Source organism: Edaphobacter aggregans DSM 19364 (assembly GCF_000745965.1).
Classification (GTDB): domain Bacteria; phylum Acidobacteriota; class Terriglobia; order Terriglobales; family Acidobacteriaceae; genus Edaphobacter; species Edaphobacter aggregans.
This window is the reverse complement of sequence record NZ_JQKI01000115.1, coordinates 1-15,093: the sequence shown is the minus strand read 5'-3', so window position 1 is coordinate 15,093 and position 15,093 is coordinate 1. Positions and strand designations below refer to the sequence as shown.

Annotated in this window: 15 protein-coding genes and 1 pseudogene; 9 read left to right on the top strand and 7 right to left on the bottom strand. The window is 55.3% G+C overall.

Annotation, left to right across the window (positions count from 1 at the left end):
- A pseudogene (locus tag Q363_RS25145) lies at positions 1-289 on the bottom strand (hypothetical protein); the annotation flags it as partial.
- 421 nt (positions 290-710) lie between these two features.
- On the opposite strand from Q363_RS25145, the gene Q363_RS41155 reads away from it, so the two are divergent.
- On the top strand, positions 711-854 hold the full coding sequence (locus tag Q363_RS41155; RefSeq protein WP_157467520.1) for a hypothetical protein: 144 nt from the start codon (positions 711-713) through the stop codon (positions 852-854).
- 488 nt (positions 855-1,342) lie between these two features.
- On the opposite strand, the gene Q363_RS25140 is transcribed toward Q363_RS41155, so the two are convergent.
- Positions 1,343-2,299: a 3-keto-disaccharide hydrolase gene (locus Q363_RS25140; RefSeq protein ID WP_035356322.1), complete on the bottom strand. Its 957-nt coding sequence runs from the start codon at positions 2,297-2,299 to the stop codon at positions 1,343-1,345.
- Between the two features lie 168 nt (positions 2,300-2,467).
- Here Q363_RS25140 and Q363_RS44690 point away from each other — a divergent pair, with 168 nt between their 5' ends.
- From Q363_RS44690 to Q363_RS25105, 7 genes are all read left to right on the top strand, one after another.
- Positions 2,468-2,842: a hypothetical protein gene (locus Q363_RS44690; RefSeq protein ID WP_035356319.1), complete on the top strand. Its 375-nt coding sequence runs from the start codon at positions 2,468-2,470 to the stop codon at positions 2,840-2,842.
- 406 nt (positions 2,843-3,248) lie between these two features.
- Positions 3,249-3,860, top strand: a complete 612-nt coding sequence (locus Q363_RS25130; protein WP_035356316.1) for a hypothetical protein — start codon at positions 3,249-3,251, stop codon at positions 3,858-3,860.
- A gap of 22 nt (positions 3,861-3,882) precedes the next feature.
- Entirely contained in the window at positions 3,883-4,347 is a 465-nt protein-coding gene (locus tag Q363_RS25125) for a CYTH domain-containing protein (RefSeq protein ID WP_035356314.1), read from the top strand.
- A gap of 186 nt (positions 4,348-4,533) precedes the next feature.
- The gene (locus Q363_RS46780) at positions 4,534-5,412 is read left to right on the top strand and encodes a PGN_0703 family putative restriction endonuclease (protein ID WP_051979296.1); all 879 of its coding nucleotides are present in this window, start codon (positions 4,534-4,536) and stop codon (positions 5,410-5,412) included.
- Positions 5,413-5,579: 167 nt separating this feature from the next.
- Entirely contained in the window at positions 5,580-6,572 is a 993-nt protein-coding gene (locus Q363_RS25115) for an aldo/keto reductase (RefSeq protein WP_035356311.1), read from the top strand.
- 51 nt (positions 6,573-6,623) lie between these two features.
- Positions 6,624-7,433, top strand: a complete 810-nt coding sequence (locus Q363_RS45955) for a (R)-mandelonitrile lyase (protein ID WP_035356308.1) — start codon at positions 6,624-6,626, stop codon at positions 7,431-7,433.
- Positions 7,434-7,530: 97 nt separating this feature from the next.
- Positions 7,531-8,643 carry an alpha/beta hydrolase gene (locus Q363_RS25105; protein WP_035356306.1) on the top strand — a complete coding sequence of 371 codons (1,113 nt, stop codon included), beginning with the start codon at positions 7,531-7,533 and terminating at the stop codon, positions 8,641-8,643.
- 500 nt (positions 8,644-9,143) lie between these two features.
- Here Q363_RS25105 and Q363_RS25100 read toward each other — a convergent pair whose 3' ends face one another.
- The 3 genes from Q363_RS25100 to Q363_RS36780 form a co-directional block, all read right to left on the bottom strand.
- Positions 9,144-9,989, bottom strand: coding sequence for a phytanoyl-CoA dioxygenase family protein (locus Q363_RS25100; RefSeq protein WP_035356304.1), 846 nt, complete (start codon positions 9,987-9,989; stop codon positions 9,144-9,146).
- 406 nt (positions 9,990-10,395) lie between these two features.
- Entirely contained in the window at positions 10,396-10,599 is a 204-nt protein-coding gene (locus Q363_RS25095) for a cold-shock protein (protein WP_035356300.1), read from the bottom strand.
- 314 nt (positions 10,600-10,913) lie between these two features.
- A complete protein-coding gene (locus Q363_RS36780) occupies positions 10,914-11,696 on the bottom strand; it encodes a DUF4410 domain-containing protein (protein ID WP_051979295.1) in 783 nt (260 codons plus the stop codon).
- A gap of 64 nt (positions 11,697-11,760) precedes the next feature.
- On the opposite strand from Q363_RS36780, the gene Q363_RS25085 reads away from it, so the two are divergent.
- A complete protein-coding gene (locus tag Q363_RS25085; RefSeq protein WP_051979294.1) occupies positions 11,761-12,369 on the top strand; it encodes a TetR/AcrR family transcriptional regulator in 609 nt (202 codons plus the stop codon).
- Positions 12,370-13,143: 774 nt separating this feature from the next.
- Here Q363_RS25085 and Q363_RS25080 read toward each other — a convergent pair.
- Together Q363_RS25080 and Q363_RS42255 are read right to left on the bottom strand one after the other, a co-directional pair.
- Complete coding sequence (locus Q363_RS25080; RefSeq protein WP_157467516.1) at positions 13,144-13,692, bottom strand: hypothetical protein; 549 nt, start codon at positions 13,690-13,692, stop codon at positions 13,144-13,146.
- A 1,086-nt stretch (positions 13,693-14,778) separates the two neighbouring features.
- A partial coding sequence (locus Q363_RS42255; RefSeq protein WP_035356293.1) for a hypothetical protein occupies positions 14,779-15,093 on the bottom strand: 315 nt, incomplete at its 5' end.

The window sequence follows — 15,093 nt, the reverse complement described above, 5'->3', positions numbered from 1 at the left end:
CATCGATTCGGTCACTCTTGCTGCCTTGCTTCAGATAGCCATTGCGACGTGGATCACACACCACAAGCTTCGTCACATGCGGCTTCAGCAGGTCATACAACCACGCAGCCCAGGTGCCCTCTTCAAACGTCAGATGCAGACTCCCGCGCAGCCCATGCACGAACTCGAGAATCGTAATCGCCTTGGTTTCGATGATGCTTTCCATCACCAGCTTGCCCGAAGAATTTAGAACCGCGATCGAGATCGAGTCCTTGTGAACATCCATTCCGATATACTTCGTGCCTTCCATAGAAGAGTGCTCCTTTCCGCTCGCCTTCATTGAATCCAGCACAGATTGAAACCTCATCTCGGACGAGAACTGCGCCGACTTCGGCTCCGCCAGGTGTCCGTGTCCCTTCGAGTGCTTGTTCGAGGGCGAGTTCCCTTTCGGGGATCGAACTTGCCGATAACGAGACGCAATATAAGAAGGTGCCCCCTTGGACCTTTCCGGCGGTGAGATGGCAACCGCTCACAGCCTAGAGGCGCATGAATTGGATGTCATCTTCTGTTGCCATGATGGCTATGTCACCCTCCACACCAAAACTACGATTCGTATGCCCCTCAGAAGCGCTCAACAACCATACAGAGGCGGAGACCTCAAAGGCGTCGCCAAATACCCGACGGTCAAAAGCAAGCATCGATTCTGTCACTGAGAATCGCAGGCGATCCTTGTGTTCCAAAGCGCGGTCCGCCGGGTGGCCGACAGGCAGCTCATATCGTCCCGACATGCCGCCGACGAGATGGAGGCCTTCGAGGTCTCAAAAGACGTCGGCAACGTGAAGAACAACTCGCCTGAGCTGCTGAATAGCAGGTAGATAGACCGGGAGCTCTTGCACTCAATCTGAAATGTGCCGGTCCCTAAATCATACTTCGCTAGCGACGCTAGTCGTGGAAGGAGTCAGCATGAAACCAGAGCCCGAAACAAAAACAGCGACATGTCCTGTCTGCCGAGAGTCGATTGAGATTCCCTCGCACGCAATTGATGATGATGGAAATTACTCAGTCCAATGCATGAAGTGCAAAATTCCCGGCGCCGGAAAAATAAAGAGAGACCCTGGAACTTTGTAGGGCTTCGCAAGCTGTTTCAGGGGGTTCATGACGCTTAGCGTAGTCAGGCACTCCTTGTATCGGGCGCCTGCGGGTAATCGTTCATCACACTTCGGGCAGCAGTCGTAACGCAATGCGGATCTGTTTGACGGTCTCTGGGAATGCGGTCTACTACTACCTTCCGCATCCCGTCCGTCAGGATCGAAACTGCAGCAAGAACAAGCAGCTAGCAGACGCGCGTCTCAAAGACAGACCCTTACTTTTTCGGAACGGAAATGTTGATGTTGCGGTAAGCGACGACGCCGTGGTGATCCCCCTGCAGATAGAAGGGTCCTGGCTTGGCCTCATTGCTGTCAAGAGCACCTCCGGTCGGGCCAGGAATCTCGACATTGTCGTGGTACATCTTGCCATCGCGCAAAACCGTCACATGTCTGCCGACCAGGGTGACGTCGAAGGTCGTCCATTTTCCGAGACCAAGTTCTGAGCCCTCTGGCGGGGGATAGTAACTGTAGATGGCGCCCATTTCATGCGACGGAAGCTTGCCGCCTTCGGTGCCCACCTGTAACTCATAGCGACCGCGCAGATAGATGCCGCTGTTACCACCTTCTGGGCAGTTCACTTCAATATGCAGTTTGAAATCCTGGAATTTTTCTGTGGTCATGATGTTGGCGGCCCCGTGGGTTCTTTGACCGGACACTTCGGGATTGTCATTCACCAGCTCGCCATTGCGCGCCACCCATTTGTTGTTGTCGACATTTCCTATCGGCTCCCAACCTTTAAGATCTTTGCCGTCGAAAAGAGGCTTGGGCTTGGTCCACTTCTTCGGCATTGGCCGATCAAGCGAAGGTGCCTTCACGCCAGCGAGCATCGAGCCGCCGGCGTGGCCGCGCTTCTCTATGCCGGTTAGCTTGCCTGCGCTGGGGGACGTGAGCTCCCAGTTGATTTCCGAACCAGGACCCGCTTGCCCCACATCCACGATCAGCTTGCCCGACTCCATGTGGGCGCCCACGATCGGATGCCATGCGCCGCCCCTCGGCTGAACGCGACCTTCCATTTTGCCGCCGTTATCCGTAAGCTCCATCCATTGCGGATAAGGTTTGCCGGTGGCGGGGGTAACAGTTATGTCCCAACGGCCGAGAAACTCTTTGATGTCTTGCGCGACGACGGTCGAGGCTAGCGCGGTCGCCAGGATAGGTACAAACAGAATCTTCATTGTCACTCGTTTGAGTGTAACGCCCATGTTGATAGCTGAGGTCTTGGCCCTCTCGTCAAATGACGAGAACAGGGCCTACTACTCGCCGAAGTGGCGATGCTCTCAGAAGCCAATTTATGAAGACGAGCTAAGATTTCAAACTAAGGGAAGCTGACCGAGGTTCTCTGCATGCGGAAAGATAGCTCGAAGCCACAAGTGAGCGGACGTATCGTGCTTGCCGCCACCATTCTTGGATCGGGCATGGCGTTTATTGACGGAACAGTTGTCAATGTCGCACTCCCCGCACTGCAGAACGCTTTCCGCGCTTCCCTCGCGGACGTGCAGTGGGTCGTTGCAGCGTACGCTTTGATGTTGGCGGCGTTGCTCCTCGTAGGCGGCTCTCTGGGAGGTCTCACCGTGAACAGAGAGAAGGGTGTTCCTCCCTCCTTTACAGCACTCTCATACCGTTTGGCTTCGTACTCGGGGATACCCCATGCCAACCAGAGCTCCTACCATGCCGCCGACGGCACCCCCCAATACCGACCCCGGTCAGCGTCGCCATAATGGGGCCTGCTGCGATGAGAGGACCGACGCCGGGGATTTCCTCCGATTATTGCCACCTTGCATCCTTCGGCTATATTACGTGCCCGAACGGATGAAGATCGGCAACAAATACCCAAACCGTTCTGCAAGATCTGAAGCAGGTAAATAGCTTCCTGAAAAAATAAATCCTGTTGTTGCCAATTTCCCAGAGCGCCTTATTATCCAACTCCGCGCCTGTCAGCGGCCGACGAACTCCGCACAGCCAGTTAATCTGAATTTAGTGAATAGCGTCAGAGAAAGGGCCCCAACCAAAGCTCAATGAGTGCGTGGTCCCGTATACGTCAATTCAGGGTGGATTCCAGTATACTGGAGGCCGGTAATTCAGGTTGCACCCCGTCCGCGGAAGGGAAGCTTTTGTGAGGTCGGGATGGATGAAATCAAGCCGCGCTACGAATTTCGAGTTTGGGCAGAGTCGCTCGTGCTGGTTCGAAAAAAGCTCGAGAGCTTGACGCAGTCCCGTGAATCGGCGAGCAAGGAGACTTACCTCGTCTCCGAAGCGACCGACCGATGCAATGCAAAGATTCGTGCTGATCTCATGGACATCAAGATATTGGTTCAGGAGGATCGAAAGCTCGAACAATGGAAACCGGTCCTCAAGGCAGGATTTCCCCTGGAACGCACCGTTATAATCACCCAGGTCTTTCCTAGCCTTCAGCTCCAACCACCTCTTCTTTCCAGGACTGGATATTGGCTTGAGGAATTTCTTGAAATAATTCAGGCGGACCCCAGAATCGCCGTCGTCGAGGTTTCGAAGGTCCGGCATCAGTTCAGTGTAGGCGCATGCCAGGCCGAATTCGCTTTCGTCACCCTTGCCAACGTCGTGCGAGATACAGTAGCTGTTGAATCGACAGATCCCGATGCTGTCTTGCAATTGATTCAGGACTTAGGTATCAAAGGTACGCCAAACACGAGTTACATTCGGGAGATTAAGCGAATATTGAGGTTAGGCGGCAGTATAAGCACAGCGAAGTCAGCCTGACTTCTGATCGAGGGAGCATGGGATGGCGAAAGAGATCGAGCGAAAATTTCTGGTCAAGGGTGACACCTGGCGCGGTCAGGGTGGCGGTAAACGTTATCGGCAGGGATACCTCAGCACGGTCAAAGAGCGAACCGTTCGTGTGCGAACCGTAGGTGATCAGGGCTTCATCACGATTAAGGGCATTACTGTCGGAGCAACCAGGTCCGAGTATGAGTACGAAATTCCGTTGGCAGATGCCAACGAGATGCTCGATCGCTTATGTGAGCGTCCGCTTATTGAAAAGACCCGATATCGCATCACTCGTGGCAGCGTCGTCTGGGAGATTGACGAGTTCGAAGGTGAAAACAGGGGTCTGATCGTAGCGGAAGTTGAATTGAAAGATGAGAAGCAGTCCATGTCATTTCCTGACTGGATCGGTCAGGAAGTAACGGACGATCCTCGATACTTTAACGCAAATCTCGTCGCCCGCCCGTATTCAAAGTGGTGAGGACCGCCGGCGATCCCAGGCAGCTCGGGTTAACAGGCTGCCGCCTGATCGGCTGGTCTCGGATTCGCTCACTGCTAGCCTCGCGGAGGGCAAGAAGTCGAAAACCCTAGCAAAGAAAGCTCGACGTCAAAAAGAAACTGCATAGTCGCCCTTGATATTCGCTTTATTTTCGCCTAGTCTTAGTTTGTGGTAGATGGACTGCAGTCTCGCGAGGGGATTCCGTTTGGACTGGATCTACGCACCGAGCTGAGTCTTAGGAGCATTCGCTTTGCTAAAGCGAGAGGACTGGTCTACGAGTGTACGGATGGGGGGACTCCCAGTGTTCTCTTTTGCCGTGATGGCGAGGAACGGCACGGGAACTTTCAGGAACTTTCCTTCCGGCGGATAGCTAACAATCCCGAGTGGTCCAGAAGGCTGGCGAAGGTCCATACCAGTTGGACAAGGTATCGGGTTCGTGCGAACTGGAATTGGAAGGAACTGGATTGTGCCTATAGTTCTGATGCGTTGTTAATGAGCATCTTCTGCCATCCGGAGACGCTAAGATCTAAGTGCGTCCAAGCAACGCTAGGAATTACGGAAGAGGCAAGACCGCAATTTGGTTTCAAACCCCGCACGCCGCTCCTCAATGGGAGGGGGGATAACACGGAGATTGATATGAAGCTCGGTCATCTTCTCGTTGAGGCGAAGCTTACCGAGTCAGATTTTCAATCCGCAGGGATCGGGCTCATTTCTCGCTATCGAGATTTCGAGACGATTTTCGACGTCTCCGAGCTCTCTTTGCATGATCAAAGATATCCGAACTATCAATTGATACGAGGTGTTCTCGCGGCATACGCTTCTGGTGACTCATTCGCTGTGTTTTGTGATGCACGCCGCCCTGAGCTGATTGATAATTGGTATTCGGTCCTTCGTGCAGTTCGGTCCTTCGAACTTCGGTGTCGTTTGAAGCTGCTAACTTGGCAGGAACTATCCGCAGGGCTGCCAACTGACCTACAGAGCTTTTTGGCAGAGAAGTACGGGATAGTTTTCAGCAGTGTCGCCTCGCAATCAAAGAGATCCTGGTGAATCCGCAGCTTGCCTCTGGAATGACATCGGGAGAAACGCGTTCGGTCTGAACTGGAACGGCGAGGTGGCGCTGGCATGAGCGTAATCGTCTTCCTCGCCTCTTGGTAGTCCCACAAGGTATCTCCTATAAGAGCAGAGAAAGTACACACGCTGCAAAAGGAGAAGCAATGCAAAAGCGTACTCTCGGACAAAACCTCGAAGTCTCTGCTCTTGGCCTCGGCTGCATGAGCATGAGCGCGCTCTATGGCCCGCCGGCCGACAAGGGCGAGATGATCAACCTGATCCGTACCGCCCATGACCGTGGCGTGACCCTGTTCGATACGGCCGAGTCCTATGGCCCGTTCGCAAACGAGGAACTGGTGGGCGAGGCGCTCCAGCCGATCCGCGACAGGGTGGTGATTGCCACAAAGTTCGGCTTCGACATCGACCTTGAGACTGGCGAGCGACGCGGTGGGACCAATAGCCGGCCCGAGCATGTCAAGCGGGTGGCAGAGGCTTGCCTGAAGCGTTTGCGGACCAATCACATCGATCTCTTCTATCAGCACCGCGTCGATCCGGATGTGCCGATCGAGGACGTGGCCGGGGCGGTCAAGGAGCTGATTGTCGAGGGTAAGGTCAAACACTTCGGCATGTCGGAAGCCGGAATCCAGACCATCCGCCGTGCGCACGCCGTCCAGCCGATCAGCGCAGTGCAGAGCGAATACTCGTTGTTCTGGCGTGGTCCGGAGGCCGAGCTTCTGCCAACGCTGGAGGAGCTTGGAATCGGCTTCGTGCCGTTTAGCCCGCTCGGCGCCGGATTCCTCACGGGCAAGATCGACGAGAACACGAAGTTCGATTCCACCGACTTTCGGAACAACGTGCCGCGCTTCTCGCCCGAGGCGCGCAAGGCCAATATGGTTCTGGTCGACATGATCAAAGCCGCCGCGGAGCGCAAAGGCGCAACGCCGGCACAGGTCGCACTCGCCTGGCTGCTGGCGCAGAAGCCGTGGATCGTACCTATTCCTGGAACCACGAAGCTACATCGACTGGACGAAAATCTTGGCGCAGTGAATGTCGAACTTACGGAGAGCGATCTCAAGCAGATCGACGAAGTTGCTTCCAGGCTCTCGCTCGAAGGTGCTCGCCTGCCTGAAGCTGCGCTAAAGATGACCGGACTCTGAACGCTTCTTTGACGTGGGAGCCCGAACGGAAACACAGAAGAAGGGACCACAATGAGAATCTTCGTAGCGATTGGGATCTCGCTCTGCATGCTGACGCCAGGTCCGCAGAGCCAAACATCCAAAGATCAGCAAGCGATAAGAATCTGGCGCAGCGGATCGCAGCCCTCCCGGCAGGGACCAGCCGAGAACTTCACGGGCTTCGTGCGCGTCGATCCTCTGTTCCAGGCGAACGCTCCGGCGCGCGCCTCCGGCTCCCTCGTCACATTCGAGCCCGGCGCACGTACCGCGTGGCACATTCACCCGCTGGGCCAAATCCTGATCATAACGGCGGGCACGGGCCGGGTGCAGCGCTGGGGGGACCCCCTAGAGGAAATCCGGCAAGGGGACGTTGTCTGGATTCCGCCCGGTCAGAAGCACTGGCACGGCGCCGAGCCGAACAGTTCGATGGCGCACATCGCCATCGTGGAACAGCTCGACGGCAAGGCCGTCGATTGGATGGAGAAGGTTAGCGAGGCGCAGTACGGCGAGCCGCTCCGTGCTCAGGGAGCGAGCACCGATGCCGGCGCGAAGCCTAGGCCGTCTCAAGGAGCGATCGGCGACTTTGCCCCCAAGTTGGCTGAGCTGACTGACGACGTGCTGTACGGCGACGTATGGGAACGTCCGGAGCTGTCGAAGCGTGACCGAAGCCTGGTGACTGTGGCCGCGCCGGACAAGCTCCGGTCTCACCTCATCAGAGCGCGTGAAAACGGCGTGACGCAGGAGGAGTTGGTCGAGACTATCACTCACCTGGCGTTTTACTGTGGCTGGCCTAATGCGGTAAATGCCATCAGCGTTGCCAAGGAAGTTTTCGAGAAGCAATGAATTTACGAGAGGCAAATCGCAGGAGAAATCATGCAAAAGCAGGCCGCTGGAGAGTCCAACATGAAATTCTCTGACATCCGTCGCAAGGGGGAATTCAATGAGCAGGAATCATCGGAAGTCGTACATCGCACTCTGGCTCATTGCAGCCTTCGTCCTAACTTCAGCGGGCGCACAAGAGACCAACAAAAGCAAGCCTGAGCCGCTGATGATCCAGGAGCAAGGCAGCTTCGCTGTCGGCGGCTCAGTCATCACCGCTCCCGGCACTTTCGACCCCATCAAGCAGGGCGCATACAACCCCGCAGGCACCGATCCCGCAGGGCAGACATTGCACGGCGACCACGCTTACGTCTTCTACCAGGTTCCAGTGAATGCCAGAAAACTTCCACTCGTCTTCTGGCACGGCCACGGGCAGTCCGCCAAAACGTGGGAGACCACCCCGGACGGGCGCGAGGGGTTCCAGAACATCTTCCTGCGCCGCCGCTTCCAGGTTTATCTGATCGACCAGCCGCGGCGTGGCCACGCGGCACGCGGAATGCAGCCGATCTACATCACTGCCACACCAGATGAGCAGCTCTGGTTCGGCATCTTCCGGCTCGGCGCCTGGCCCGACTTCTATCCGGGCGTGCAGTTCTCGCGCGACCGGGAGGCGCTCAACCAATTCTTCCGGCAAATGGCTCCCAACACCGGGCCGTACGACGCGCAGGTGAATATTGAGGCGGTTTCGGCGCTCTTCAACAAGATCGGACCGGGTATTCTCGTCACCCACTCACAGAGCGGCGGGCTGGGCTGGCGCACGGCCATCAAGAATAGGAATATTCGCGCCATCGTCTCCTTCGAGCCGGGCTTCGACTTTCCATTCCCCGAGGGTGATGTGCCGCCTCCCATGACGCTCGGGGGCCGAGCGCTCAGCGCCATCACCGTGTCTCAGTCGGATTTCATGCTGCTCACGAAGATACCGATCATCATCTATTACGGCGACAACATCCCCAACAAGCCGAGCGTGAATCCAGGCCAGGAACAATGGTGCATCTTCTTCGGAATGGCCAAGAGGTGGCGCGATGTTGTGAACCGCCATGGCGGCGATGTCACAGTCGTACACCTGCCCGAGATCGGTATCCGGGGCAACACCCACTTCCAGATGTCGGACCTGAACAACGTCGAGATTGCAGATCAGCTATCGAAGTTCCTGTCGGAAAAGAAGCTGGACTAATCCGCTGCCAAAACATCGCGGCGCTTCTGCTCGTGCCAGACCGCCAGCGTTTACCTCTCATTCGACCCGATTCTTACGTTTCAGGCGAGCATACCGCCGCTATGAGCGCCCCATACGAGGTCAGCTACGAAGGGTGCGAGCCAGTTCAACTGCGAGTAGAGCTGTCTATTCGGCCAGCAACCAATGCGCGATATCAAAGCACTCCAAGACGTCAAAGTCGTACCGATCAATGCAGCTTAGCGCCGAATCGCCCGGTTGCATGATGTCGGCTTGTTCTCAACTGGTGCAAGCAGGGTAAAGCGCTCATTGAGCGCGTCTTAGGGATGATCGCAACGATTAGTCCTCGAAAACGTTAGGTTCCTACCGGGGCAGCCCCGATAGGAACCTAACGTTTTCGGGAACCGCGATCGGTTGACGGTGGCACGTCTATCGGGAGTAATACACGCTGCCATACTGGCAATGGGCAATGGTTGTACCGTCTCGAAATCTTCGCTTCTGCCTCAGCCGAGGAGCTTGCGTGCGAGATGCTCCTTCGCTTTGCGAAGGGCGGAGGGTTCGGGCCCTTGCCAAGGGCGCTGGTCAAATATATCCAAACCATCGACTCCCAATCCAAATATCTGCCTTTCGAGAGAACCCTCAGGAATCCAAGCCGGGTTTGAAGGGCGGGCTCCAGGGAACTGTTTCACCCAGAAGTGAGAGAAAGAATAGATGAGAGTGCGGCGATCCTTCGGGCTGTTGTTGTCGAGACACATGTGCAGACAGTGAGTATTGAAGAGGACCGCGTCGCCAGCCTTGGGGACGATGATGACCGAGTCTTCCGCTGCGTTGATGTCTTTCGGGTTCGGACGTTCCATTTCGCGGGGCAGCCTATGCGTGCCGGGAAGGAATGCGAGGCAGCCCTGATCGGGGGCCATATCTTCAAAATAGAAATGCACTTTTACATGGAATTTGTTGCTATGTGCGAGGTCTATGCCGAGGGTGTTTGCCATATCGCTGTGCCAAGGGGCGGTGAATGTCTTTCCGGGCGGGAAGAGGCGAGCAGTGGCCTGAACCAATTGAACGTCCTCGCCTAAGGTAGCGAGGAGATATGGCTGGAGTTCTGGCAGAGTAGCAAGTTCAGAAAAGACGATGTCTTCGTCCAAGATTCTTGCAATGTCATAGTGGGGCTTGACTTGTTGGGCGCGGACAGGATCAATATGAGCTTTGCAGGCACGTTCATATCCATCAAGTACACGTTTTGTTAGTGCAGGGTTTAGGAGTTGAGGAAGATAAATGAATCCCTGATTTTCATACTGAATCTGTTGAGATTTGCGGATAGGAGCTATAGCTTCAGGGGAAGAAATCATGGCAGTATTCGACTCTCTCTGAGATTTGTGGAACTACTTCTAGCCGCTAGGTTCGACTCTATCCAGATATAGGTGCAAAGTACATGCCTAAAATTGGGGATTGGTTTTCATATGCTGAACCCTTCGTGCTGAGCTGGGCGACAAGCAGCGCTTCAGGCGAAGTCGAGATGTGGCTACAACGGCTAAGACACAGTTCATTACGAACTGCCTGTAATGTCGGGTTATCGGAAAGTTCGGGGGCTTTGGCTTCCCGAAGGGGTCGAAGTCGCCGACAACACCGTTTGAGGGAGCTCGATGGCGTCACTTCGCATGACCGGCGAGGTGATCTTGGGCCATCCTGATAAAGGAGTGCGGAATGGACATGGCTGTAACCCTTCAGGCGTTCAGCCATTGTTCGGAACGAAGGTTAAGCGGCCTGAATGTTCGAAGCCTGCTTGCCCTTCGGCCCCTGGGTCACTTCGAAGGTCACTTTCTGCCCTTCCTGCAGTGACTTGAAACCGCTTGACGCGATTGCGGAGTAGTGGGCGAAGAGGTCTTCGCCGCCGTCGTCCGGGGTGATAAAGCCAAAACCTTTTGCGTCGTTAAACCACTTTACTGTTCCAGATGCCACGTGACACTCTCCTGCCTGCGGTTTACCGCCAGCACATTCCATTCTACGTTTGTTGCGCCCCTGCTCAATGACGCAGCGCGGCCAGCCGCAGTGTTCGCATATTCGTTTAGCGTAGGCAAGGGACAAGTGCCTCACCTGACGAAGAGTCGGCTTATCGGCAAATTCGAGCTGTTGGCTGCCCTTCGAGGGCGAAGTCGCCGATAACCCCGTTTTACGCGTACTACAAGGACAATGATTAGTTCCGTATTGCTGACCATCCGGGAATTGCGCTGATCGGTCAATACAAGGCGTTTATCATACGAAGCAGTCGTGATTTACTCATGTTGGACAGTCGGTTTCCCCTCCGAAGTATTTGAAATCCACTTCTGCTCGTCCATGAATGCTTCGAGCTGCTTCGCCACCAGTTTTGCCATACGGGAAGCATCGGCCTCCACAGTCGACTTCCGGTCGGAGACACCTCCGGCTGCAGCCCCGATAGCGAGTGAACCAACGCCCATGGTTGCAACAGCACCAGGCTTCTTGCCACTTTCTGACGACAGATTGAATGCCAGCACTACCGTTGGATGACCCCGGACCACGGTAGAGACCGTAACATGCGTCTTGATATCGCTTGCACCGCGACCGAAACCAATCATGATCCGTCTGGTCTCATCGCCTTCATTGATCGCGACAAACTGGCCCTCAACAACCAGATCAGACTCGGATATGGCGCCTTTGGCTGTAGACATTTGTGCAGGCATACTAACTGCCTGAATGTTCATTTTTTTTAACTCGCTTGCGAGGACCTTTTCGAAGGCAGACTGAACGTGTTGCACCAAAACCTCTCGCGAGGAATCTTCATCCACTCCGCGTCGCAACATGATCGTTCTGTGCAGTCGTGCGGCAATGGACTCGTCCGTTGCTATGTCCTCGACAGGCACTGCGAAATTGTAGATCAGGATCTTGTCTGGCTTTGGAAGAGTTTCAGGCCCGCTATATCGCCTAAGGACATCGACCTTTACATCACTGGTGAGAATATTTCCGGCATTATTCTGAGCCATGGCCACTTGACCGGAGAATGCTACGAAACAGAGCGCAAAACTAAATTTCCAGACCATGATGAATCAATCCCCTCCCTGAAAATATGACTACCTGCTCATGTTTTGATGATAGAATATGAGCATGGACTCAGATATATTGGCTAATCGGAGAATTCCGCAGCAGGAGCGAGGCGAACGGCGCGTCGCCGATCTGCTCGAAGCCGCTGCTTCTGAATTGTCCGAGGTCGGTTATGACGCCACGACGATGAAGGCAATCGCCAAACGAGCAGGCGCTTCCATTGGAGCGGTTTATCAATACTTTCCCAATAAGGAGGCTGTTGTTGGCGCCTTACGAACTCAATATGCAAACGAGATGGAGGGGCGTTGGATAAATCTCGAGGAAGCTACTGCCGGCCTGTCTATTAAAGAACGGACTGAGAGCTTCGTCGATATGATGGTTTCCTTCATGGAGGAGCACCCCGCCTACATTACGATTCTTGACGCTCCCGTAGACTCGAAGCGCGATAAGAAGACAAGAGGTCAGTTACGGGAGCGGCTCGCTCGGGTCTTTTGCGCGCGAAGGCCCGCGATTTCTGTAGAACAGGCGTATCTGGTGGCGAGCATTACCCTGCAGATGATCAAGAGCATGAACGCTCTTTATGCAGCGGCGAGACACCGAGATCGACCTGAGATCGTCAGGGAGTACAAGCTTGCCATGACTGCATATCTTGAAAAACGTCTGATTTCATAGAAAGGTAATGATTCGGTTTGTCCGCTTCATCATTGATGCGCAGCTCTCGCTCCCTCTATACGAAACGTTAGGCTTACGTTTCCGATCAACCGCGATCAGCGCGATCAATTGGCGATAAAACGACGGGGCACTCATCAAGGGCCTCAGCCTGGTTTCGGGCGGATCACGGTCAAACCGGAAGTAATCCCGAAGTGCCCGTAAAGTGCGTCGGGTTTGCGGAAACTTCGTGGCCATCGCTCGGTCAACATGGGGCCTCGCAGCATCTACGACGAGTTCTAAAGCGACAAATGGGTTCGTTTGTAAGTCGCTGAGAAGACAGAGTAATTTTGAATGGTCGGCCCTAGCTAGTGGACGATTTTAGAACTCTTCAGGTGTAGGTGATGGATATCGTTAACGTTTCTCCGATAGCTCCTTGACCTTCGCTTGCAGTTCTTGATTAGTGGGATTGTGGTTCAAGAGTTGCTCATAGCATTTATGAACGTTATCCCAGTCCTTCCCGGCTTCGTAGGCAATCGCCAAATTCGTAGTACTAGCATCCATCGGATGGGAAATGCTGATTCGGTGTAAACCTGCAGGGCGCTGCGATAGGCGTCGACCGCCTGCTGCAGATACTGGGCTGCCTGAGCCCCTTCGCTGCGTCCCGCCAGATCGGCGAGCGCAATGCCCAGGTTGTTCTGGGTCGCCGAGCGGCAGAAGGTGACCTTCGGCCTCGCTGCGTTCTTTCTTGCGCTGTTCGGCTATCTGATCGCGAGCCTGGTGCGATGAGGCCAGGGACTACAACCGGTGGCCGAGGAACGTTCCGAATGTGGGCTCGGGCCTAGATTCGTCATCGTCGCGCCATCTTATTGGTTGTTTCGCGGTCTGAACACGCTGTGATCCCTTGGCATTTTGAACCCAGTTGCCGACTGCGGCGACAACGCGTGCCGCTGCCAGACGGCGGGATGGCTGTTCGGTCTTCATCCCACCCTGAAACTCGCTGAGCACCTGTGGCTCATAGCCCTCCTGGACCACCTGAAGCGTCCACGTATTGCCTTCAACGGGCGAGAGCAGAAAGATGGCCCGTACGGTTCTGACCACAAACTCGACGACTCCAACGCCGTCCTGAACATCCAAGCGGGGTTCGAACGCCAGTTTTTCCTTGCTGGTGAAGTCGAAGGCGTCCTCGACGCGCGCACTGAGCTCGAGCAGCAGTCTTTCTCGCTCGTTCTCTCTGCGCCGCTCCTCTTCTTCTGCGATCCTACGGTCTGCGTCCGCAACCACTTTGCGGGCCTGGTCAAACATATCCATCAGCGCCTGGTCCATGGGGAGGGCCTCTCCGGTCATTATGACCGGCTTAAAGAATCCACCCTACTCCCCAAACGGGGTATTCCTGGGAGGGGCTGCGATAGCCGCGAGGTGAGTGCCGTTCCAAGTGCCGGAAATAAATCGTCTATCGCACGACCCGGAGACGGGGAGGGCAGTGGCAATGCTTTACACGGACGACACCGATGTCGACAGAATCTGATGATCTCCGCTCGGAATCGTCAGCGCGGTCGACGAAACCTCAAGGGAGAAGTTGTAATCGGTAATGACCATCCATTCTGATCGGAGAACGTTACCGTCCCAGTTGGCACCTGTCCGGCTAGCCCGGCCACCGCAGTTGCGACCAGCCTCACGTCCTGTCCCACACTCGCCGGATTGGGAGTGACGGCAAGCCCAATGCTTGTCGGAATCGCCGTTACGATCAGGTTCACCGTGGCAGATGTGCTGCCGTTCAGATCCTGCGAGCCGCCATAACCTCGCAACAGCGTCGCGAGTTTTGCCGGAGAATGCGACCGGAGTGTTCAAAGATAGCTATCTCCTGGATTTCCTCGATTTGCCGGATACACACAGCGAAGCCGATCTGCAATTCTCTCTCTGTATACGCCACAACGCAGTCCCAATCACTTACAGTCGTGCTGTCCCATATAGATGCATGCAATGTGACCTGAGTAGTCAATTATGGGACACCTCAAAGGACACCGGAGAGCGTCCTGATTCCTCCTGTCTAAGATCCAGGAACGACATAGCATGGCCGTTCCCCGCGTTCCGTTAAGATCCGCTCCGCCTCTTCAATTTCGTCCACCTTCCGCGCTGCCAAAAGGGACAGCGTCGCTGCCCCGGACGGTGGGGAGCCCAACACATGATCGCCCGGTCTCACAGGAAGCACCGGCATAGCGCGAACGTGCCAGCCTCCGGCCTTCGGCAGGTACATTTCCGGTCTCGGTCATCGGGTGATCGAAAGCGGAATGGAACATCATTCGGAGTGCTCAAATTTCTGTCGAATGGCCCAACATCATTTTCAATAGTTCTGAGAGTGGGCTACTGGAATCCAACGGCCGGAACGCGGAGATCTGCGGTTCGTCGGTGGCAGTCATGGCCAGGTTCTATTCAGTTAGGAAAATGCATCTTCTGGAGAAAGGCCTGGACACGTGGATCCGAGTGGAGAGATGTCAGAAAGACATTGGAACGAAGGTCAACCAGGCGCGGCGAATGCTGCTCGTAGGCTTTTTCAAGCGCTTCGATTGCCTTTTCCTTTTCTCCTAGTCGGTTATACATTTTCGCAAGGGCTACAGGGGGTAAAGGGCCCTTGCTCGCTTCCTGCTGGCGGAGGACCTCCCGAAGATACCCTTTGAGCCCGCCTGCGGCGGCGGCGCGGCGCAGCGGTTCCAGCTCTTTATCTGTAGCTCCACGTGCGATCCGAGC

Excerpts from the sequence above, each read along its gene's own strand:
- Q363_RS25140 (WP_035356322.1), bottom strand. The coding sequence starts at position 2,299 with ATGAAGATTCTGTTTGTACCTATCCTGGCGACCGCGCTAGCCTCGACC.
- Q363_RS44690 (WP_035356319.1), top strand. The coding sequence starts at position 2,468 with ATGCGGAAAGATAGCTCGAAGCCACAAGTGAGCGGACGTATCGTGCTT.
- Q363_RS25130 (WP_035356316.1), top strand. The coding sequence starts at position 3,249 with ATGGATGAAATCAAGCCGCGCTACGAATTTCGAGTTTGGGCAGAGTCG.
- Q363_RS25125 (WP_035356314.1), top strand. The coding sequence starts at position 3,883 with ATGGCGAAAGAGATCGAGCGAAAATTTCTGGTCAAGGGTGACACCTGG.
- Q363_RS25115 (WP_035356311.1), top strand. The coding sequence starts at position 5,580 with ATGCAAAAGCGTACTCTCGGACAAAACCTCGAAGTCTCTGCTCTTGGC.
- Q363_RS45955 (WP_035356308.1), top strand. The coding sequence starts at position 6,624 with ATGAGAATCTTCGTAGCGATTGGGATCTCGCTCTGCATGCTGACGCCA.
- Q363_RS25105 (WP_035356306.1), top strand. The coding sequence starts at position 7,531 with ATGAGCAGGAATCATCGGAAGTCGTACATCGCACTCTGGCTCATTGCA.
- Q363_RS25100 (WP_035356304.1), bottom strand. The coding sequence starts at position 9,989 with ATGATTTCTTCCCCTGAAGCTATAGCTCCTATCCGCAAATCTCAACAG.
- Q363_RS36780 (WP_051979295.1), bottom strand. The coding sequence starts at position 11,696 with ATGGTCTGGAAATTTAGTTTTGCGCTCTGTTTCGTAGCATTCTCCGGT.
- Q363_RS25085 (WP_051979294.1), top strand. The coding sequence starts at position 11,761 with ATGGACTCAGATATATTGGCTAATCGGAGAATTCCGCAGCAGGAGCGA.
- Q363_RS25080 (WP_157467516.1), bottom strand. The coding sequence starts at position 13,692 with ATGACCGGAGAGGCCCTCCCCATGGACCAGGCGCTGATGGATATGTTT.